Source organism: Thalassotalea nanhaiensis, from assembly GCF_031583575.1.
Taxonomy (GTDB): Bacteria; Pseudomonadota; Gammaproteobacteria; order Enterobacterales; family Alteromonadaceae; genus Thalassotalea_A; species Thalassotalea_A nanhaiensis.
In genome coordinates, this window is record NZ_CP134146.1 from 3,845,467 (window position 1) to 3,867,896 (window position 22,430).

The 22,430-nt window shown below is 37.8% G+C and carries 21 protein-coding genes; 14 read left to right on the forward strand and 7 right to left on the reverse strand.

Annotated elements, in window-relative coordinates; genetic code table 11:
• Nucleotides 1-98 precede the first annotated feature (98 nt).
• Both RI845_RS16725 and RI845_RS16730 read left to right on the forward strand, forming a co-directional pair.
• Nucleotides 99-527 (forward strand): cytochrome b562, encoded by a 429-nt coding sequence (locus tag RI845_RS16725; RefSeq protein ID WP_348387314.1) that lies wholly within the window; start codon nucleotides 99-101, stop codon nucleotides 525-527.
• A 5-nt stretch (nucleotides 528-532) separates the two neighbouring features.
• Entirely contained in the window at nucleotides 533-1,183 is a 651-nt protein-coding gene (locus RI845_RS16730) for a cytochrome b/b6 domain-containing protein (protein WP_348387315.1), read from the forward strand.
• A gap of 74 nt (nucleotides 1,184-1,257) precedes the next feature.
• On the opposite strand, the gene RI845_RS16735 is transcribed toward RI845_RS16730, so the two are convergent.
• From RI845_RS16735 to RI845_RS16760, 6 genes are all read right to left on the reverse strand, one after another.
• Complete coding sequence (locus RI845_RS16735; protein ID WP_348387316.1) at nucleotides 1,258-2,124, reverse strand: TraB/GumN family protein; 867 nt, start codon at nucleotides 2,122-2,124, stop codon at nucleotides 1,258-1,260.
• Nucleotides 2,125-2,536: 412 nt separating this feature from the next.
• Nucleotides 2,537-3,937 carry a M20/M25/M40 family metallo-hydrolase gene (locus tag RI845_RS16740; RefSeq protein WP_348387317.1) on the reverse strand — a complete coding sequence of 467 codons (1,401 nt, stop codon included), beginning with the start codon at nucleotides 3,935-3,937 and terminating at the stop codon, nucleotides 2,537-2,539.
• Between the two features lie 43 nt (nucleotides 3,938-3,980).
• Nucleotides 3,981-7,109, reverse strand: a complete 3,129-nt coding sequence (locus RI845_RS16745; protein WP_348387318.1) for an efflux RND transporter permease subunit — start codon at nucleotides 7,107-7,109, stop codon at nucleotides 3,981-3,983.
• 6 nt (nucleotides 7,110-7,115) lie between these two features.
• Nucleotides 7,116-8,192, reverse strand: coding sequence for an efflux RND transporter periplasmic adaptor subunit (locus RI845_RS16750; protein WP_348387319.1), 1,077 nt, complete (start codon nucleotides 8,190-8,192; stop codon nucleotides 7,116-7,118).
• Nucleotides 8,193-8,309: 117 nt separating this feature from the next.
• Entirely contained in the window at nucleotides 8,310-8,651 is a 342-nt protein-coding gene (gene erpA / locus RI845_RS16755) for an iron-sulfur cluster insertion protein ErpA (protein ID WP_348387320.1), read from the reverse strand.
• Nucleotides 8,652-8,758: 107 nt separating this feature from the next.
• Complete coding sequence (locus RI845_RS16760; protein ID WP_348387321.1) at nucleotides 8,759-9,484, reverse strand: DUF6776 family protein; 726 nt, start codon at nucleotides 9,482-9,484, stop codon at nucleotides 8,759-8,761.
• An 86-nt stretch (nucleotides 9,485-9,570) separates the two neighbouring features.
• On the opposite strand from RI845_RS16760, the gene RI845_RS16765 reads away from it, so the two are divergent.
• From RI845_RS16765 to RI845_RS16805, 9 genes are all read left to right on the forward strand, one after another.
• A complete protein-coding gene (locus RI845_RS16765; RefSeq protein ID WP_348387322.1) occupies nucleotides 9,571-11,256 on the forward strand; it encodes a chloride channel protein in 1,686 nt (561 codons plus the stop codon).
• 1 nt (nucleotide 11,257) lies between these two features.
• A complete protein-coding gene (gene hemJ, locus RI845_RS16770; protein ID WP_348387323.1) occupies nucleotides 11,258-11,695 on the forward strand; it encodes a protoporphyrinogen oxidase HemJ in 438 nt (145 codons plus the stop codon).
• A gap of 124 nt (nucleotides 11,696-11,819) precedes the next feature.
• On the forward strand, nucleotides 11,820-12,827 hold the full coding sequence (locus RI845_RS16775; RefSeq protein WP_348387324.1) for an aspartate carbamoyltransferase: 1,008 nt from the start codon (nucleotides 11,820-11,822) through the stop codon (nucleotides 12,825-12,827).
• Nucleotides 12,828-12,859: 32 nt separating this feature from the next.
• Nucleotides 12,860-14,140 (forward strand): glutamate-1-semialdehyde 2,1-aminomutase, encoded by a 1,281-nt coding sequence (hemL, locus tag RI845_RS16780; RefSeq protein WP_348387325.1) that lies wholly within the window; start codon nucleotides 12,860-12,862, stop codon nucleotides 14,138-14,140.
• Between the two features lie 385 nt (nucleotides 14,141-14,525).
• Entirely contained in the window at nucleotides 14,526-15,749 is a 1,224-nt protein-coding gene (locus RI845_RS16785; protein ID WP_348387326.1) for a tyrosine-type recombinase/integrase, read from the forward strand.
• The gene (locus RI845_RS16790; RefSeq protein ID WP_348387327.1) at nucleotides 15,739-16,521 is read left to right on the forward strand and encodes a hypothetical protein; all 783 of its coding nucleotides are present in this window, start codon (nucleotides 15,739-15,741) and stop codon (nucleotides 16,519-16,521) included. The genes RI845_RS16785 and RI845_RS16790 overlap by 11 nt, the downstream gene beginning before the upstream one ends.
• Before the next feature lie 137 nt (nucleotides 16,522-16,658).
• Nucleotides 16,659-16,859 (forward strand): helix-turn-helix transcriptional regulator, encoded by a 201-nt coding sequence (locus RI845_RS16795; protein ID WP_348387328.1) that lies wholly within the window; start codon nucleotides 16,659-16,661, stop codon nucleotides 16,857-16,859.
• Complete coding sequence (locus tag RI845_RS16800; RefSeq protein ID WP_348387329.1) at nucleotides 16,859-17,134, forward strand: hypothetical protein; 276 nt, start codon at nucleotides 16,859-16,861, stop codon at nucleotides 17,132-17,134. Before RI845_RS16795 ends, RI845_RS16800 begins: the two co-directional genes overlap by 1 nt.
• A complete protein-coding gene (locus RI845_RS16805) occupies nucleotides 17,118-18,914 on the forward strand; it encodes a replication endonuclease (RefSeq protein WP_348387330.1) in 1,797 nt (598 codons plus the stop codon). Before RI845_RS16800 ends, RI845_RS16805 begins: the two co-directional genes overlap by 17 nt.
• A gap of 138 nt (nucleotides 18,915-19,052) precedes the next feature.
• Here RI845_RS16805 and RI845_RS16810 read toward each other — a convergent pair whose 3' ends face one another.
• Nucleotides 19,053-19,709: a hypothetical protein gene (locus RI845_RS16810; protein WP_348387331.1), complete on the reverse strand. Its 657-nt coding sequence runs from the start codon at nucleotides 19,707-19,709 to the stop codon at nucleotides 19,053-19,055.
• A gap of 339 nt (nucleotides 19,710-20,048) precedes the next feature.
• Between RI845_RS16810 and RI845_RS16815 the strand changes: the two genes are divergently transcribed.
• From RI845_RS16815 to RI845_RS16825, 3 genes are all read left to right on the forward strand, one after another.
• A complete protein-coding gene (locus RI845_RS16815) occupies nucleotides 20,049-21,158 on the forward strand; it encodes a hypothetical protein (RefSeq protein WP_348387332.1) in 1,110 nt (369 codons plus the stop codon).
• A gap of 124 nt (nucleotides 21,159-21,282) precedes the next feature.
• Nucleotides 21,283-21,819: a hypothetical protein gene (locus RI845_RS16820; RefSeq protein ID WP_348387333.1), complete on the forward strand. Its 537-nt coding sequence runs from the start codon at nucleotides 21,283-21,285 to the stop codon at nucleotides 21,817-21,819.
• A gap of 321 nt (nucleotides 21,820-22,140) precedes the next feature.
• Nucleotides 22,141-22,380 carry a CDGSH iron-sulfur domain-containing protein gene (locus RI845_RS16825; RefSeq protein ID WP_348387334.1) on the forward strand — a complete coding sequence of 80 codons (240 nt, stop codon included), beginning with the start codon at nucleotides 22,141-22,143 and terminating at the stop codon, nucleotides 22,378-22,380.
• The last annotated feature ends 50 nt before the right edge of the window (nucleotides 22,381-22,430 follow it).

The window sequence follows — 22,430 nt, forward strand, 5'->3', positions numbered from 1 at the left end:
TTATTAACTGAACACCTAACAATCGGTTAGTGTAATACTTGAAAAGCTATTATTAATCATTACAATGCTGATATTCCTTTCAATAATAAAGAACAATTATGAAAAAATTATTACTAAGCACTATTTTATCAATCAGCTTCATCTCATCTGCTTTTGCAGCCCACCCACAATGTGGCGAAACTGAACTTGCCAACATCATGGGCAATATGAAAGACAACATGAAAGCGATTAAAGGCGCAGCTAAAGCCGATGATTTTGAAAAAATCAATGCTATTGCTAAACAATTATTAGTTGATGTTCAAAAGGCTGAGCAATACGTACCTCTCGCTATTAGCGATAAAAAAGAGCTTAACCAAGAGCAACAAAAAGAGTTTGATGATTACAAAAACGGCATTGCCAACCTAGAGAAAGCGGTTACCTCATTAACTACTGCAACAAATATCGAAGAACAAAAAGCGGCACTAGGAAAAATAGGCAAAGCGGCTAAAAAAGGTCATAAAGCATTTAAAATGGATTGTGACGAATAATCGCGATGCAAACAGTTAAAGTTTGGGATAATTTCACCCGAATTTACCATTTAAGCCAGCTAATATTGCTGGCTTTATTATGGTATACCGGTGAAAACGCTGAGTTTGAATGGCATTTTATCTGTGGATTCACTCTCGCAGGTTTATGGCTTACTCGCTTGGCTTGGGGGTTTATCGGTAGTGACACATCCAAGTTTATTCATTTCGTTAAAACGCCGATATCAGTGTTAAAAGCATGGAAAAGCAATTCCATTGCTACTCCACATCATGGTCATAACCCTGTTGGTGGCTATATGGTGATGTTTCTTTTGTTTTGCTTAGGTATGCAACTCATTACTGGGTTATTTGCCAGCGACGATGTTTTAGCAGAAGGGCCTTTATACATGTCTGTTAGCGAATCGTTTGCCGAAACCATGGATTCATTACACCATCAAACATTTAATGTATTGTTAGTATTGGTAGGGCTACACGCGCTTGCTGGCATTTTACATGTGCTTAGAGGTGATAATGTAATTCTTGCAATATTCACAGGTAAAAAGAAAACCAAACAGAGCGTTGAGCCATTAAAACTTAAATCCGCAATGTTCCCTTTAGCTATTTGGACAGTGTTCTCTTATGTTATATACAGTTGGGGCATGACTGCCGCGAGTTTTTAGTTAAGATCCCTAAAGCAGATCCCGGACCAAGTCCGGGACGACGCGAGTGCGTCGGTTAGGAAGATTTAAATCGATTATAGCTGCTTAATTGTATACCCTTTAGCTTTTAGTTGGCTTAACACGCCCTCTTCGCCGACTAAATGCATTGCCCCTACTAATACAAACTCGACTTCCTTAGTGTTAAAATATCCCTCAACTGCAGGCATCCAATTATTATTACGTTCAACTAGAAGTTCATTATACGACTTAGGAAAGCTTTCCTGCCATTCTTTGCCGGCAACATTATAAAGTTCTTCATTATCACCTTTTCGCCAAGCGTCTTTCATTTGCTGCATGACTGTTGGCAATTTTTTCATATCATCAAGCGTGTAATTGATGAGTTCATCTTCATAGCCTTTACCCATATTAGCGAGATAGGAAATTTGCTGTTCCGGTAACTCTAGGTATTTAAATGATTTTTTATCCGCAATACCTTTAGTATTAAAGAATGCATCAACCCCAGTACCACCTAAACCTAGACGCTGAAGCTCTACCATAGTTAATGTAATTGAAAGCATAGAAGGCTTGAACATTTGCAAATTTGCAACAGGAATACCTTTGCTTTCCATATAAGCATTTAACTTTTTAACCGTTTCAGGTTTTAAATCATCAGCATAAGTTCTGCCATCCTGATAAGTCATCTGCTGTAGCATTTGTTGTTGAAACGCCATTGTTTGAGTCAGGCTCATATCCATTTCAAACACTAAAACAGCTGATTGTTGATACGCTTTATCAAATGCAGCGGGCAATGGATAATCACTCTCACTAAGTACATGAACCGTACCGCCAAAAAAAACTGTTTCACCATTTTTACTCACCTGCCAAACAGGTGCATCGGCAAAACTTATAAAACTAATTGCGAGAAGGGTGAATGTTGAGAGGATTTTCCCTAATGTTGACATAATATTTCCTTTATTAAACAAGTAACTCTGTATCATCTTAGACTAAAGAACAAAAAATTGCTCCTGCATTTTTGTCATAAAGTCCATCCATGGCCAAAAACAAAAAATTGCTCCTGCATTTTTGTCATAAAGTCCATCCATGGCGATTTGCATTGATTCATCCTCTTTACAAATCTAATGCCATCCATGGCGATTTGCATTGATTCATCCTCTTTACAAATCTATTGCCATCCATGGCGATTTGCATTGATTCATCCTCTTTACAAATCTAATGCCATCCATGGCGATTTGCATTGATTCATCCTCTTTACAAATCTAATGCCATCCATGGCGATTTGCATTGATTCATCCTTGAATCAAAAAAAAAGGTTAGCCAATGGCTAACCTTATTATATACACCTAACATGTTGGTTTACTTTCTAAAATCAACACCCGCCTGAGCAGCAAAGTAAGCGAAAACTGTATAAACAGCGGTATTTTGCTGTAAATCTTCTGCATTAACTTTGTCTAACGTGTCATTCTCAGTATGGTGAATATCAAAATAGGTTGTACCATCTGGTGAGAAGTTCATTGCCGGTACGCCTTTATCTGTTACTGCGCCCATATCCGATTGACCGCGTGCTTTATTACCTTTGTTATAGGCGACACCTAAAGATTCAAGGTATGTTGCTAATTCAGCAATAGCTGGTACAGAAGCTTCACCTACACCAGATTGCATTGAATAAATTTTACCTAAACCAAAATCCCACTCTGCAGCAATGGTATGGTTTTTAAGTTCGTCTTTATGATCGATAATATATTGCTTAGCACCTAACAAACCAACTTCTTCGCCAGCAAACAAAATAACGCGAATTGTACGTTTAGGACGTTGTGGTAATTTAGCGATATGTGCAGTAGCAGCCATAACCATAGACACACCTAACCCATCATCAATTGCGCCAGTGCCAACATCCCAGCTATCCAAATGTGCGCCTAACGCAACCACTTGCTCAGGTAATTCACTGCCAGTAATTTCACCAATAACATTAGCGCCTTTAGTAGCAACAATCTCATTACGCAGGGCAGTAACCTTTAAGTAAAACTCAACCGGTTTGTTACGTTTAAATATATTTACCATCACATCAGCATCTGGGTTTGATAATGCAACCGCAGGTATACGTTTTACTTCTTCTTTATAGCGAGTAACACCGGTGTGACCTAAACGGTTATTGTCAGTACCAACAGAGCGCATGATAAACCCAATCGCACCTTTTTCTGCAGCAACAGAAGCACCATTAACTCTAGCGCCAACTGCTTTGCCGTAGCCTTTACCAGTTTTAAAACGTTCCATACGATAAGAAACAAATGCAATTTTTCCTGTTAAGCTCCCAGGTTTTGCAGCTTCAAGATCTGCCATTGTTTTAAAGTGAACAACTTCAGCTTGAATGCCTTTTTCGCCAGTACCAACCGACTCGCCTAAAGCGATGGCTTTAATGTCATGAGGAAAAGGAGCAAGCACTTGTGCTTCTACATCACCGCGAATCCACTGATAATGGCCAACTTCTTCGGTCCAAACTTTATCAAAACCCAGCGAATTCATTTTCTCTACTGCCCAGGCAATAGCTCGTTTATCACCTTCAGTACCAATCATACGGGCACCAACTTCAGTGGTTAGTGATTCTTCTATTTGGTAGGCAAGATCTGAACTGAGGGCAGTTTGTTTTAACGTGTTTATTTGTTTTTGCTGTGCTTCATCTAAGTATGCAGCCTGCACAGTAAAGGTAGAAAGCGCTACAACAGATAATACAACGCTTTTTAATGTTGCTTTCAACATGATTAATTCCTAGGACTTGATATGGGAGTTTATTATTTCGAGATTATACTTCTTCATAGACAGGTGCAGCAACCCATTGTTGCTTGGATTTCTTCTCTTGTTTATAGTCTCTTAACGCTAATAAACATGGCGTAAGTACTAAGGTAAGGATTGTGGCGAACGCTAAACCGCCAGCCACAGCTGTTGCCAGTTGTGCCCACCACTGAGTAGAAGGAGAGCCGAAACTGATATCTCGGCTAACAAAATCAATATTCATTTGTAACACCATCGGCATTAAACCCAAAATGGTGGTTATTGTTGTTAATAGCACCGGTCGTAAACGTTGTGCCCCGGTTCTTAAAATAGCTTCTTTGGCATTTAACCCTGTCGCTTTCAACACATTGTAAGTATCAATGAGTACAATATTGTTGTTTACGACAATACCTGCTAACGCAATTACGCCTAATCCAGACATCACTATTCCAAACGGTTTGCCAGCAACTAATAACGCTAAGAACACCCCTACCGTTGAAAACAACACAGCAGAAAGTATCAACATCGCTTGATAAAAACTATTAAATTGAGTGACTAAAATAATCGCCATAACAAATAGCGCTACCGCAAAGGCATTGCCTAAAAAGTCTTCCGACTCTTGTTGATCTTCTGTTTGACCTTTTACATCAACGGTAACTGTGCGCCAATCAATATCGAGTGATTGCATTTGCGCTTGTAACAAAGGTAATTCTGTTGGCAATTGTGCGCCGGGAATTAAATCTGCTTGGATAGTAATAACCCGTTTAGAATCAACACGTTTAATGGTATCAATTTTTTGTGCGGCATTTTTATCCACAAAATTTGTCATTGGTACCAGGCCATCTTTGGTTTTTAAACGCAATTCATCTAGGCGGCTAATACTGCGTTTTTCAGCAGGAAAACGTACTCGAATATCTAATTCGTCATCAACATCATCGGGGCGATACTCACCCAGTTTTAAACCATTAGTCACCATTTGTACCGAAGTACCGACTAGAGTAGCATCGGCATTGAAGGTTGCCGCAAGAGCACGGTTAACTTTAAGTTGCCACTCAATGCCAGGTTTTGAGCCGCCGTCTTCAACATTGGTAAATTTAGGGTTTAGTTGCAATGCTGTTCGTACTTTACGCACCGCATCCTGTAATTTATCAGGAAACCTAGAAGATAACTCGAGGATCAAATCTTTTCCTTGCTGTGGCCCCATTTCATCTTTGCGAACTTCAACCTCTACTCCGGCATAACTATCAAGACGACGATGTAATTCAGTAACGAGTTCATTGGCTGGCGCTCTAAATTGCCAGTTAATTAAATTTATACGTAGTTTGCCAACCAGATCGTTACCACCGGTTTTCGAATACAATGATTTAATGGCTTTTAGGTCTAACACTCGGCGTTCGATTTCTTTCATGATCAAATCTTTTTCATCAATCGATAAATCACCATATGAGCGCACAGTTAAGTTAATGCCCTCTGGTTCAATTTCGGGGAAGAATTCACTGCCTAAACCTGAACCAACATAATTTCCCATCACCGCAATGGCGAAAACCAAAGTGACCAACAACACTTTAACAGGGTGAGTGATCGCAACAGCAAGCATTGAAACATATTTACCCATCAATCCTTTAAGTTTGGTTATATCGCCCTCTTCTGCTTGAATAAGTTGCTGCTTTTCTTGCTCTGTAATTAAACGACTTTTGCCCCACAATGTACCCATGGTAGGCACAAAAATAAGCGCCATAAATAAAGACGCGCTAAGCACGGCAATTAACGTAATAGGCATGAACTTCATAAACTCACCCATCATGCCAGGCCAAAACAGTAATGGCGCAAATGCTGCCAAGGTAGTTGCGGTAGAAGCAATGATAGGCCATGCCATGCGTTTTGCTGCTAGTGAATATGCCTGCTGTTTGGGTACGCCTTCACTCATTTGCCTATCTGCAAATTCTGTCACTACTATCGCGCCGTCTACCAGCATTCCAACGGCCATAATCAAAGCGAATAGCACCACAATATTTACGGTTAAACCAAATATAGACAGGACTAAAATACCAGTAAGAAATGCACCAGGAATTGATAAGCCAACCAGTACAGCAGTTCTAGCCCCTAAGGCAGCAACAATAACAATAACAACAAGCAATACGGCTGAAATAACATTGTTTTGCAAATCACTAAGCATAGTTTTCACTTGCTTGGATTGATCGCCGGTATAATTCACCAGAATATGTTCCGGCCAAAGTTTGCGCTCACTTTCTATCAAGGCTTTTACATTATTTACCGTATCAATAATGTTTTGTCCTGGACGCTTTTTCACTTCAATGGAAATAGCACGCTCACCATTTAAGCGAGCGTAAGTGGTTGGGTCTTTATATGCCCTACGAACTATTGATACATCTTGAAAGGTAACAACCCTTTCACCGTCTACCTTAATCGGTAACTCAAGCAAGTCTTTTACCGTTTCAAATACTGACGGTACTTTAATCGCGAAACGTCCTTTACCGGTATCCATAGTACCAGCAGGTACTAGGCGGTTATTACGCTCAACTAAATTATAGATATCATTTTGATCAAGTCCGTAACTTTCCATCAGCAATGGATCGACGATGATTTCGACCATATCTTCTCGATCGCCGCCAATGTCTACTTCCAGCACTTGTGGCATGCTCGCTATTTTATCTTCTAAATCTCGAGCGATAGTAATTAAGCCGCGCTCACTTACCGGCCCAGATAAAAATACCGTTACTGCGGGTTGTTGATTTGCCATTGTCACCTGTTTAACTTCAGGCTCTTCAGACTCATCTGGGAGTTTTGCTTTTGCTAATATGACTTTATCACGCACCGAAGATAGGGCTTCTTTGGCATCAAAACCCGCGATAAATTCCAAACGAATGCTGGCATGACCTTCGCTGGCCGAGGCATGCATAGCTTTAATACCTTCAATCGATTTAAGTTCATTTTCCATGGGACGAACTAACATGCGCTCAGCATCTTCTGGTGAAATGCCATCATGTACGATAGAAATATAAATTTGCGGAATAGTAATGTCAGGGTTCGACTCTTTCGGAATATTATTGTAGGTAATACCACCGGAGACTAGCAATAAAATAAAGATCATCATAACCGAACGAGTTCGGTATAAAGCTGAGTCGATAAGCGCTAACATACTCGCTTATTGTTCCACTGAAATTGGGTTAACTGTGTCGCCAGGGCGAACGAAGCCTTGTCCCAGAGTGATAATTTGTTCTTTTTCGCCAAGGCCTCTTAACCAAACACCTGACTCGTCACTTTTGACAATATTTATCTGTGTAAATACCACTTTATTATCAACGACCGACTTAACCCCGATATTGCCTTTTTCATCCAACGCAAGTAATGCTGGTGATACCTTAATGGCCGACACCATAGCAAGTGGTAATTCAACTTCAGAACTAATTCCAGCAAAGTAGCGATAATCTTGGTTTTCAATGGCGATTTCGGCTTTAAAGGTATTGGTTTTTTCATTAGCGACGCTGGCGATATATCGCAATTTACCTTTTATTTCACGTTCACCAAGTAAAGTAATCTCTGCAAATTGCCCTTCTTTAATCATGCTGACTTGATTTTCAGTAACATGAGCTCGAATGACTAATGGATCTAAATCGGCGATCATGGCGATATCATCACCGACACCAACGTAATCACCCACTTCAACATAGCGTTCGTTTAAGACACCATCAAAAGGAGCTTTTATTGTGGTATTAGCAATATCCGTCTCTATGCGGGCAAGTTCAGCTTTGGCATCGGTAACATCTGACAATCTTTGCGCTAACGCTGACTCGCCTTGATAGCCGCCCTGCAGTAATTTTTTTGCACCGTAATAATCTACTCGTCGTTGTCTTAATAACTGTTGGAAGTGCTCTAATTTGGCGGGTAAATCGTTAAGGGCAATGGTTGCGATCACATCCCCTTTTTTTACAAAGCTGCCTCGCTGGGCAAACACTTTAGTTATGGCGCCTTTAACCTCTGCTTGCAAGGTAACCAATCGATCGGGCTCGGTACGACCATATAAGGTTACAGTGTTAGCAATTTGCTCGGCAAAAAGTGTTTCCACCTTAACTTTCGGAACAGGAGCTGTTTTTTCAGCAACGACATCGGGGTTTATTTTACTATTAACTAAGCCTGTCGCTAACCAAACGATCAGTAACAAAGAAATAGCTAAAGCAATTACATACGGACGCTGTGCCAGCCATTGGCTGTTTAAACGCATACCTTCCCCAAAATAAAAAAATCTTTTTATGTTATGAAGTTAGTATAAAACGAAGTGAGGGATTTTAGCAGCAATTAATTTACATAATTGCTACTTTTTTTGGCTTTTCGAGGAATTTTAAATAGAAAAAGAAGAGCCACAGCCACAAGTGGTTTCTGCATTTGGATTGTCAACTAAGAAACGACTGCCTTCTAAGCCTTCGATGTAATCAACTGTGCCACCAACAAGATATTGTAAGCTCATTGGATCGACCACCATAGTTACGCCTTCTTTAACGATAGTCATGTCGCCATCATTTACTTTTTCATCAAAAGTAAAACCGTATTGAAAACCAGAACAGCCTCCACCGGTAACGTAAACACGAAGTTTTAATTCCGGGTTTTCTTCTTCGCTAATGAGTACTTTTACTTTATTAGCGGCAGCGTCACTGAATTGAATTGGTAATTGGGTATCTGACATAGGTTACTTCTTAAAAATTACGGCAATAAATCTTGAGCAGATTAGTATCTGCGGATTATCTTAAACCTGAGCAATTTAATCAAGTATTATTGCTAATCATGCCGCTATTAACCAGTTTTAACCGTTTTCCAAGGGTAACTTTCGTCTAAACGATGGGACTTTTGCCACTTACCTGCAGGCAATATTGCTGAAACATCAATTTTTTCAGGGACAAAATCTTTTGGCAAGGCAAACTCGGCCTCAATAACCTGAAAGTATTGAAAGCTAAACGCTAGTGAGTTTTTATCAAGCTCGGTCATTTTAGCAATGTTAATAGTGGCAGGACGATTAACTAAACTGCCGGCAAAAGTAATGTCTACTCGCCCCTTGGCAAAGCGTTTACTTTTCTGTTGTTGTACTAGCACAACGCGAATTCGATAATGATTGTCACTTGCGCTTGGCGTAACCTCTACTTCATCAATAATAATGCCATTCGCCTGTTTTTCAGGAGCCATTATTTTTTCATAAAATGCCAGTTCTTTTTTCAACGAAAAGTGATCATCTTCAATGCTTCTAAGCGCTTGTTGCGCTTTTTGGTTTGCCAGACGTTCAATTTCAAGCTCTACCTGCAAGGTATTAAGTCTACTTTTTGCTTGTTCGTTTTTTTGATACAACTTTTCTAAACGTTCAGATTGCTCTGCGATGAGTTGATTTTGATGTTTTTGATAAAAATTACCGGCCTTATACGAAAGTATAATAACCACAAATAACACTAAGCCACTGGTTATTAGTAATTTAAATGCACCATATCGCTGGTGTAGGTCTGATATTGTTATTTTTTTTAACCAATTCATTTTTAAGGTATTATCTATTTTAAGTATGTTAAACTTGTACAACCAATCTATAAAACCAACAAAAATAATAGTAACAAAGGTAACACATGTCTTTAGTGTCGTTTAGAACCAAATTAGCTAAGCCGGAGCCTTCCTGGCAATTATGCCTGATAGGTATAATTGGCGGCACATTAGCGTCACTATGTATTATTTTATTTCGTTTAAGTGTCGAGTCTTTACAATTATTGTATCTGGAAAATATTGATGACTACACCACTGTATCAGAATTTTACCGATTTATAACCCCTGTTATCGCCGTACTTTTTATTTTAGCCTTGGCTTGGATATCAAAATTTAAGTATTCCAGAATGGGCATACCATTTGTGATACATCGCTTGAAAGCCAATTATGGCTTTATTCCGTTTAAAAATACCCTTACTCAATTTTTTGGCGGTATTTTTGCCCTGGCGGGTGGTTTTTCTGTAGGTCGAGAAGGGCCTGCTGTACATATTGGCGCAGCTTCGAGTAGCTTTTTAGGTAGTAAATTGGCACTACCGCATAATTCCATTAGAACTCTGTGTGCCTGTGGGGTTGCAGCTGGCATATCGGCAAGTTTCAATACGCCTTTAGCGGCAGTTATTTTCGTTATGGAAGTGATATTGCGTGAATACAAATTGCACATATTCATTCCGGTAATTCTAGCGTCTATCATTGGCTCAATGATGACCCATGCGGCGTTTGGCCCTTATCATGAATTTGAGTTTTTTGCCTACATCGTTATCGACTTTTGGCATTACCCTTTGTTGATCATTTTTGGCGTAGGTCTAGGTTTTTTAGCCAAGTTATTTAATACCAGTTTAATCGCAACGTTAAGAGTTTCTTCAAAGTACCATATGGCTAAACGGTTAGTGTTAGCGGCATTAATTATGGGTACTATCGGGTTATTAGTACCGCAAAGTATGGGGGCGAGTTTAAGCGCTATCGGCTCAATGCTCGACCAAAACTCTCACTTACTGATAATAATATCAATATTAGTCGCTAAATTTATCGCTACAGTGGCTGTACTTGGCTTAGGTGTACCGGGTGGGATCATTGGACCAACCTTAGCTATTGGAGCAATTGCCGGCGCCTTAATGGCATTTTTTGTTAGCTTTTTATACCCTGAAGTCAGCTTTGCAGGTGATTATGCGTTAATGGGTATGGCCGGCATGTTAGCAGCAACATTGAATGCACCGCTTGCAGCGTTATTAACCGTAATAGAATTATCTAATCAATTACAATTAGCCTTACCCGCGATGGTGGTTATTACTTCGGCTTATTTAACCTCAGCCCAATTTTTAAAGAATCGTTCGATATTCTTACAACAATTAGAATTTCAAAAGCTGCCCTACCTTGCCTCTCCGGTAGAAAGGGTGTTACAAAAACATGGCGTGTTATCGCAAATGGATACTAATTTCAAAGTTCTTAATGCGCCTGATAGCAATCAAATAAAGTGGTTACTTGCAGGACAAAATCACGGCGAAAAGTTGATCATTAAACCAGATAACAACGAATCCATTTATAAATTAGTACAAATTGACATGAACATTCATCCATTAGATGGTGAAGATCAAGCAATTAAGTCCACCTTTATGCCTGCGATAGACAGCCAAGCAACGTTATCTGAAGCCTATTTTGCACTATACAAACAACGCGAAGGCGCGGTGTATATTTATCACAGGTCAAAGGATAAAATTATTGGTGTGTTAGCATTTGAAAAAATTCGGAAAATATTAACTCAAGGTAACGTTTAAAATGAGCAGTTTATTATGGATTAAAGCCTTACATGTGGCGTTTATGGTTGCCTGGTTCGCCGGTATTTTTTACTTACCAAGACTGTTTGTTTATCATGCCGAGTCTAAAAATAAGGACGTGCATGAGCAATTAAAAATCATGGAACGTCGACTACTGTATTTCGTTACACCGTTTGCTCTATTAACACTAATTTTTGGCTTAATACTTATCTATATGATGGGCAGTAATTGGTTTATCCACAGCACTTGGCTTCACATAAAATTAGTGTTGGTGGCTTTATTATTTGTGTATCACGGCTATTGCTTTAAATTACTTAACGACTTTAAAACCGACCAAAATACTCGCTCGGGCAAGTTTTTTCGACTATTTAATGAACTACCGGTATTTATCTTATTTGCCGTTATCATTTTAGCGATTGTTAAACCGGTCATTTATTAACAAAATAGCGATTCTGTGTTAAAGTTGCGCGCATAATGAACTAGGTAATATTTAAGCTGTATCAACTTACGCTTTACCCTAGTAAATAACCAATATATTTAATAATAATATCAGGCAGTTAACCATGATGAATTTTCAAGGCAGCCATATTTTATCGGTATCACAATTTGATCGTGAATCGGTATCTCGCATTCTTGAAGTTGCGCAAGCAATGATCCCTTATGCCAGCAGACAAAAACGTTGTCATGTGCTTGAAGGGGCGATTTTAAATAATCTTTTTTTTGAACCGAGTACTCGTACTCGTATTTCGTTTGGCACAGCCTTTCAATTGCTCGGCGGCTTTGTTCACGAAACGGTCGGTCAAGAAAGCTCATCATTATCCAAAGGCGAGTCATTATTTGATACTGCACGGGTGATCAGCGGTTATTCTGATGTAATTGCCATGCGCCACCCTGACATGCATTCGGTAGCTGAATTTTCTACCGGCAGCACTGTACCAGTAATTAACGGTGGCGATGGTGCGAACGAACACCCTACTCAAGCGCTATTAGACTTATTCACCATTCAGGCTGAAATGAGCCGTTTTGGTAAAGGCATCGATAACTTAAACATTGTGCTAATGGGCGACTTGAAACACGGACGCACAGTACATTCATTATCAAGATTATTAAGCTTATATAAAAACTTAACCATTACCTTATTGTCGCCAAAAGAATTACAAATGCCAGCCTACATTGTAGATGTATTAACTAATGCAGGCCATAAAGTAAATATTACCGAAACGATGGCGGGCAATTTAGAAAGCGATGTGGTTTATCAAACCCGTATCCAGCAAGAACGATTTGCAAGTATTGCTGAAGCCGAACAATACCGCGGTCACTTTAGCCTAAATAAAAGTGTTTATGAGCAGTACTGTAAAGATCATACGGTGATAATGCACCCGCTACCAAGAGATGCTCGCCCTGAAGCGAACGAACTCGACATAGATTTAAATGACAACAACAATTTAGCAATTTTCCGTCAAGCCCAAAATGGCGTTTTAGTACGCATGGCATTATTTGCCTTAACCCTTGGAGTTGATGAGAAACTTACCCAATATGAAAAAGAAGTAACTTGGTTTACGAATAAATAAGCCAACTATTTAAAAGATCACAAGGCAACCAAATGTCACATTCACAACAATTATTTGAACAAGCTCAACAAACCATTCCAGGCGGTGTTAACTCACCAGTACGTGCTTTCACGGGCGTTGGTGGAACTCCGCTATTTATTGAACGAGCTGAAGGCGCATATACCTTTGATGCTGATGGTAAACAGTACATCGATTATGTAGGTTCTTGGGGACCTATGATCTTAGGTCATAACCACCCGGCCATTCTAGATGCGGTAATTACTACTGCACAAAAAGGTTTAAGTTTTGGTGCACCAACTGAACTTGAAATTACCATGGCAGAAAAAGTACGTGAATTAGTTCCATCAATGGAAAAACTGCGTATGGTAAGCTCAGGTACAGAAGCAACAATGAGTGCTATTCGTTTAGCTCGTGGTTACACTGGACGTGACAAAATTTTGAAATTTGAAGGCTGTTACCACGGCCATGCCGACTCTTTATTGGTTAAAGCAGGCTCGGGCGCATTAACTTTAGGTGTACCAAACTCACCTGGTATTCCAGCTGATTTAGCTCAGCATACGTTAACGGTTAACTACAACGACATTCAGTCAGTAAAAGACGTGTTCAAAGAACTTGGCGATCAAATAGCCTGTATTATTGTTGAACCAGTTGCCGGTAACATGAACTGTATTCCACCAATTGCTGGATTCCTAGAAGGCTTACGCAGTATTTGTGATGAATACAAATCAGTATTTATTATCGACGAAGTAATGACGGGTTTCCGTGTTGCCCTTGGCGGCGCACAAGCGCACTACAATGTTAAGCCTGACTTAACCACACTGGGTAAAGTTATTGGTGGTGGTATGCCAGTTGGTGCATTTGGTGGTAAAGCTGAAATTATGGATTTCATTGCACCTGTTGGCCCGGTTTACCAAGCGGGTACATTATCGGGCAACCCAATTGCAATGGCCGCAGGTCTTGCAGCACTTAATGAGTTAAGTAGCAAAGATTACCACGCTGATTTAACAGCAAAAACAAAGCAGATTGCTGAAGGTTTTAAAGCCGCTGCCGATCGTCAAAATGTTCCATTAGCAATAAACTACGTTGGCGCTATGTTTGGTTTCTTCTTTACCGATCAAGAACAAGTAAACACATTTGCACAAGTGATGAAATGTGATACCGCTAAGTTCAATAAGTTCTTTCATTTAATGCTAGAAGAAGGCGTTTACCTTGCACCTTCAGCGTTTGAAGCAGGTTTCTTATCAACAGCACATTCAGATGCCGACATACAAGCAACGCTTGACGCTGCAGAACGTTGTTTCGCAAAGTTATAACTTAACGACAATTTAAATCCAAAAAGCCCGTGTTTATCACGGGCTTTTTTTTGACCAAATAAGAGTTAATGCAATATATTCTGCCGCTATTAGACCACTAAGACCCTCTCATCTACCAAACAACTTCGGTTGCCTTTTTCCTTCCTTAAAACTACCTCTTTGAATTTTTCAACGAAAACGATATATTGGATTGATTAGTTTTTAGACTGAAAATGTCTGCATGTAGTAGTCTAGGTATTATCACTCTAATAAGCTGTTTTATTTATAGTTGTTTTAGTAACTTTGAATAATCTTTAATTTCACCTAAACCCCTTATTTTACTTGCTTTTTATCCTTTATTACGTTTTAAATAGTACACCACTTTTTTAAACAGCGTGACTACACTGTGTCTACACGTAAAATTACTAAGTCTTTTGTAGACAAGCTTGGATTTCCTGAAACGGGACAAGCTTTTCATCGAGATAACACCTTAAAAGGCTTTGCCATCCGTGTAACTTCGGGCGGAAGTAAGGCTTTCATTCTTGAAAAACGTATCAATCGAAAAGTACGTAGAATAACGTTAGGTCGATATCCTGAAATCACCGTTGAAATGGCTCGTAAAGAAGCCCTTAAATATTTAGGTGAAATTGCGACAGGTGTAGATCCAATTGCAAAAAGGCAACAGCAAGAAGCTGAAACTCTTACCTTATGGCAAGTGTGGCAAGAATATCGAAGAGTTAAATCAAATTTAAAAGATAAAACCTATGTGCAATACGAAATGTACTTTAATGGTGAACTCAAAGATTGGAAAAATAAACGCATTGTAGATATCACTAAAGATATGATTGTTACTCGACACAATCGTTTGTTATCAACTCATAGCCCTTCATATGCTAATACTGCTATGAGAATATTAAGCGCTATTTATAAGTTCGCTAAAGGGCAATACGAAGATAACTCAGGTAATAGTTTATTCCCCCACAACCCTATTGATAGGTTAGGTCAATTAAAAGCGTGGGCAAAAGAGCCAAGACGACAAACTCTTATAAAACCACATCAACTAAAACCTTTATATATCGCATTACAAGATATGAAATTCAATACAGGTGCAGAATCAGATCACGTGGCGGCTGACTATATTTTATTTATTTTATTAACAGGACTTAGAAAAAATGAAGCCGCTACATTGACGTGGGATAATGTCGATCTACAAGAAGGGACAATTCATATTCCCGATACTAAAAATAAAGAGCCTTTAACATTGCCACTTACCGATGTTCTTAGTGCTATTTTAAGTTATCGCTATAGATTTAGAATTAATGACTATGTGTTTTCATCAAGAAAGAAGGGATATTTTGCCTACCCTGAACATTCACTAAAATATTTAGTTGAACAATCAAAAATTAAGTTTACCTTCCACGATCTCCGTAGAACGTTTATAACGGTTGCTGAGTCATTAGATATATCATCTTATGCAATAAAGCGTTTAGTGAACCATAAAAGCGGCTCAGACGTTACTGAGGGCTATATTATTTCAAATCATGATAGGTTAAGAGCTCCTATGCAACGCATTACGGATTTTTTTAAGGTGCAATGTGAAATAAACAAGGATGATATTAATGGAAACTGAGCTAACTGATTTAGCACAAGCATTAACACAGTCAGAAAAACAAAAACGTATAGAATTGATAAAAGAAGTTATTAACGACTCTAGTGCACTATTTAATAATTTAAATGACCATATTGATATATCACACTTTCAAAAACTGTTCGCTATCGTTAATAGCACGATATCTGATGATAATTTATTAAGCCAAAGTATAACGAAATCATTTTGGGTATTAGAACTACTGTTAGCCGCCAATACCAATCAACCTAACTATCATGGCAAACTATTGTTCGAGTACATGGACATTTTTGACATAAGTCCAAAAGAGTCATTATCACTTAGTTGGTCAACCATCTTTGCTATTACTGCAATTGATAGATTATGTGAATTATGTGCTTCGTTTGACAATGAAGTGAACCTAGAAAAAGCGCTTGCACATCAAGCGAAGCAAAGTGCAGAAAGACTTCATTTAGATGCAATTGATTGTGGGTCAAAAGCAATGGTTTTCACCAAGCTTATCGATGAGAATTGGGCGAGTTCATATTTAAGTAAATTACAAACAGCTAAAAGAGTAGCTAAAACGGACAAGCTTAAAGGAATCGTACTAATTCGTTATATTCGAGAGCATACCGATGTAGATGTTACGTCTGCTGCAAATGCTATAGAAAGCCAGTTAGTTTCAGAAAATTGTCCTGAACTTTCTTCATTAAGATCAGAAGCTAGAAGAGCAAAAACATTCGCCGAATGGATCAATAAACATAAAGAAGGTGAACTTAAAATCCCTATTTTTTAGCTGTCCGTTATCAGGATAACGGGACGCTAGTCCTCTAATTCTCTTTTAATTCATTCAAATTTCCTCCAACATAATAAGCGACTTTATGGTCATTAACTTTTAAATTTAACCGCCGCTGTGAAGCGTAAGTGAATAACATGATAAACAAACTATTAAATACAAAAGAAACCGCTGAAATTTTAAATGTCAGTGAAGCGTTTTTAGAACGTGACCGTTGGGCTGGTGCTCGAATTCCATTTATCAAAGTGGGCGCACGAGCTATCCGTTATCGTTCGCAAGATATAGAAAAATACCTCGAAGACAATTTATGTTACTCCACCAGTGAAGGGGTTGCATAATGAAAATCACTCCCTCTATTAGTCCATGCTTAAAATGGTTTTTGAACGGGCATCATTTAGATTTTTGCGTAGACGTTTGTGGTCAATTTGGTCATACCTTACCTTCCGTACCTGATGGAAATTTCATCAAGAAGGGTAACCTTAGGGATTTGCAAGCGAAGGGTTATATTACTAAAGAAAACACATACATATTTGGAGTTCAATATTCGCGATTCACTATAACTGAGTTTGCTAAAAAGTTTTTTAAAGGTAATGTAAATGATTTCACAAGATAGCGAGATTAATCATGAACTAAACAAGCGAGCACCAGTTTTTCGTGACTATGATTTTTTAACTGCGGAGTGGCATAAATGCCCTGCTGACAGAGCTGATGTAGAGTTTATTTTTCATCATCTGTCTAAACTGCCGGATCAGTTAAAAAGATTAGTGCTTAACAATGCTTTAAAGATAGAAAGTAGACGAGATAGAAATTTATATATTCTAAATACCACTAAAAGAATAGTGGATTTTCTACCTGCAAAACTTCGTTATTCATTAACGGTTGATGATGAAGAAATTAGAAAAATTGCGGAAGAGTCTGCGGATAGGTGCAGAAGGTTAGCAACCCTTCATAATGTTAAGTTTCGCTATAGTGCATCAATGCCTCAATCCGTTAAAGGGTTTGATAATAGCGTTACGAAAGGCACAAATCCGTTAAGGAGTAATCACATTAATAGAAATCCCGTTAACGTAACGGGGAGTAATAGCCCGTTAACGGAAATTTCCGTAACGGACACATCCGAAACTTACCGAGTATTGACAGAGTACATTGAAACTTTTCGAATTGATCCTATTGCTGTTACGAGTCATGGCGTAACGGAGCTAGGTGCAATTAAGCGCATGTGCAATAAAAATTGGTGGATTCGAAGATTACGTAAAATCTTTAACCAAGCGTATGAACAAGCCGCCATAGAGTTAATTTTGGTGAATAAATATAAGCAGATATACGCCAGTGATTTAACCGTAACGAAAAGGAAACAACAACTTTTCCGTAACGAACAAATCATGAGTTCAATGCTTGTTATAAATGATATTGGTCAACAATATTCATTAAAGGATTTGTCTGACTTAAACGTTTCCAATCCTCAAGTGCGAAAAGCTGAGTTAATGGTTCGTATGCGTGGCTTTGAAGAACTGTCTCAAGAGCATGGTCATAAAGGTATATTCATTACCATTACCTGCCCTTCAAAATATCATGCTACCTACGCAAAATCAGGTCAGAGGAACGTGAAATATGAGAACTTAACCCCTTATCAGGGAAATCAATATTTATGCTCTGTATGGTCTCGTATTCGCGCAGAATGGAATCGACAAGAGATTAAGCCTTACGGTTTTAGGGTTGCTGAACCCCAACATGACGGAACACCACATTGGCACATATTACTTTTTGTTGAAGAAAAACATATTACAACTGTGAAAAACGTTGTTAGCCATTATGGCTTGCAAGAAGATGGAGACGAAAAAGGGGCGTTAGAGAATCGATGTGATTTTAAATTGATAGACCCCAAAAAAGGTAGCGCGACTGGCTATATTGCTAAATATGTATCAAAAAACATTGACGGAAAAGGGCTAGACGTTGGTGTTTATGGTGAAGACCCAATCACTGCTGCACAACGAGTAGATGCTTGGTCCTCATGTTGGTGTATACGTCAGTTTCAACAAATTGGTGGCGCATCAGTATCCGTATGGAGAGAATTAAGGCGTTTAAAGCAGTCAATGGGTAAAGACACATTAATAGAAAAAGCAAGACAAGCTGCTGATGAAAGCAAATGGAATGATTATATTAATGTTATGGGTGGCGTCTTTGTTAAAAGAAAAGACCAACCACTAACGCTTGCGTATGAGCTTGCATCGAATATAGAAACAGGCGAATGCAAACTCGGTTATTACGATGGTAATTTTATTAAAAACATTAAAGGTATACTTTACAAAGGGCAGATGATTATCACGCGATTCTTTAGTTGGAGAATGGAAAAGACAGGAACTGACTTTTCTAACTTGGAGTTCTGTAAATAACTGTACTAAAGAAATGAAATTAATAAAAAAAGCAATTAAAAACCATGAAAAAACAAAATATAACAGGGTTGTTTGTGAGGGCGTGACCGTCTCAAAAGTGCCATTAGCTGCCTATTAGGAGCTTCTAATATAACTAGGTTATTGGTTAAGCTGAATTTGATAATCAATAAACACGGTTACTTGTTTATCGTTTTTTTGCCTAACTATTACAGGGTTCTCTATGCCAGAAATTGACACTTTGTATTCGGTTCCCAGAACTTCCTTAGTGGAATTGATTTCAGCTTTAATTTTGTTAAGCAATTGACTTCTGTATTGCTCTGGGGAGGCTAACGCTAGAGAAGTATTACCAAGTCTCAAGTTAGTGTCTTCTGGAATTTCTATCTGAGAAATAAAGTTATAAATTTCTTGGGTAGCACTGTATATATCTTTTGAATCATCTAGCTTAGCTAATATATAAAACTTAGATTCAGAATTTCGACCGTAAGACCTTGAAATTGAAAAAGAAGATTTTTCTCTTGGAGATAGTGAAATTACGCCCTGTTGAAAGTCTATGTTAGTTGCTTGAGATGCCTTTGAATTGATTATATTTTGGAGTTTGTTAATTAACTTAGCTCTTTCAGCAGGCATTTTAGCATCAGCGGTAATTGTAACCGATAACGCTACAAAGTCTGCATCAACGTCTATCGAGCTATTAACTGGAACATCACCTGTCCCATACGCAATGACTACTTTTAACAGTCCAGCATTAGCACTAACTGAAATTACTAGCAAAAAAACACCAAGAAGTTTATACATCCTAATTCCTTTTAAATTATTTTTATTAGCCTTTATAACTATTCGTTTGTCACAGATATCTTCCGTCAGCAATTCGCTCTTAACCGCCGCTGGGTAAGTTAATTATTTGTAAACCTACAATACATGATGTTATTGTAATTACACAAGTTTTTTAGCAGCAGTTACAGTCCGTTATGAGCGAAACAACGGACGTGAAAACTCAATAACCTGATGCTCTCCTACAAGCTCATATAAGTAGTTTCTTATTTAAACATATATAACTAAGTATTTAACCAATCTTACAGACATATTAAATATGTCCTTTTACATGGTAATTTGAATATAACATTAGGGAAGATCATGAAAATAGATGTAAGCGACGAAAAAATAAATAAATTTAGAGAGTTAGTTAACGATAATTCTAGCTTTGTTTGCAAACAATATAAAAACAAAAACGGTAAAAATTTATGGCACCCAATTTGTTCTTGTATGGATTGGATAACGGTCTCAATTAGATTTCTTCAGGATGCACCTGAATTAAGCGATAACATTGATGTTAGAGTTATGCAGATGTATTCATTTATTTCTGCCATTGATATTGTCGCTGAATCAATCACGCAACTTCACCGTGTTTTTATTAGCCACAAAAATTTACCCTTTAAAGGTGATGAATCTATTTTTAAATACAAGCTGTTTGAAAATGACGATAACGATTATTTTAAACAAATTAGAGCTTGCTATGGTGCTCACCCTGTAAATTTAAACCCTCATAATTCGAACCAGCAAAGATACTTTGCAAGTTGGCCCTTTGATGGTTTTAATACTGGAAAAACAGATCTTGATGTTCGCTTATATAGTAACAGTCCTGAAGAAGAAGATTTAACACTTTCATTAAAATCAGATGAACTTATCTCTTTTCTTAAAAGTAGATATGAGTATTTAGATGTGATTTTTGATGAAATTAATAAACAGTTTTTAGACTTTAAAGAAGATCAAAGCAAAAAATCAATAACTGCTAATGGTTCACCGCTGGAAGTTCTTCATGAGCTTTCTAAAGAGTCCTCTATTCGTCTTGATAATGACTACTATCAAGGAATGATAAACGATTTAATTATTATCTTCAGAACAACATTAGATGATGAATATCAAATTGAAGAAGTTGAATTTAAAGAAAGCTTGCTCCCATTAATTGAGGAAATAAAAGTAAACTTACAAGCAGTTGAAATCAAAGATTTAGAACTTCATTCACTGGTATATATTGACTCAACTATTGATTCAGAATTAAGTTATGAATTACCTAAGTTTTATTCTTGGCTTTACCGTGGGGAATATGATCCCCTATTAGATTACTATATCAGAAAGCTAAACAAGGTATCAGATAACAAATATAAATTTAGTGAATCAGATGGTTGTGATAAATCATTTTTAAAATTAAAGCTTATGCTTAAAATGCATTCAACTAGATTGTAGTAAACGACTATATCTGTCACAAATTTGACGTTAACTATCTGAAAAGGTTAATGTCTCATAAGAGCAATTAATCGACACTTTGTTTGACTAGCAAGCTAAAATTTATGAAGTCCAAGGATTTGTGATGAAACATATTTTAACCATTCTTACTGCTCTATTTTTAATTAGTTGTAGTGAAAGAACTGATTATTCTCAACCACATGAATACATTAAACCTTTATCATACGGAGGTGGTTATGTCTCTTTAGAAGGTAATGATTATCAGTATTCAGGTATAGGTGTAATACCTAAAACCAATAGGTTTCCTATAAATGAAGGAAAGTGCGAGTCGTATATAAAAAACATTAAGAAAAAGAAAGTAGACTTATCAATTCAAGGCTTTAACTATTATATAAGAACCGATCACTTAAACGATAAATTTGTTAGGCACGCTAAATTTGTATGTGTGCAATATAAAGGTGAAAAAAAAGGTTGCAGAGAACATTATCAAAAGGAAACTCAGAGGTATATAAAAGAAAATAAATTAACAGGTGCTGAAGCGGCACGAGCAATACTGTTAATTGATATGGAAACATACTCTCGTTGCAGAAATGAAGAGGTCATAGGGGAAACTGAGATGTTCCATACGTATGGTTATGAAGATGATTCATATATAGATTAAGATATTTAGGTCGCTCAATCCAATCTAACAAAATGATGATTTAATAAACACAATCTAACAATATATACTAAGCTTTCGTTGCTCTCGGTCATATTCAGGGTCGATATTAGTGAGTAGCACTTAATAACTCGACTTCCGCTATTGGCACTTATGAGACGGTCAGAACTGAAAAAAAGATTTTATGTTTTTATTGATTTGAATGACTACATAAGGTCTACATTTTAAAGTGGTATATCGACAACCTATTGATTTTAAAGATGTTGGTGTGATTTAAATGATAATAAGCTGTTATGTTCATTGGCGAATTGCGGAGAATATATTATGAGCAAACCAGAACGTGCTTCAGATATTCCATATGCGGTAGAGGTCGAATCAGGCAAGAATTATTTTTGGTGTTCTTGCGGAAAAAGTGACACCCAGCCCTTTTGTGATGGCTCTCATAAAGGCTCAGAATTTACACCTGTAAAGTTCACGGCTACAGAATCTTGTAAAGTGTTCTTTTGTGGCTGTAAGTCAACAAGAACTAAGCCGGTATGTGACGGTAGTCATAAACAAACATAACATCTTTTCAAGCTGGAATTTTTGTTAATTAGTAAAATGGACATCATCCA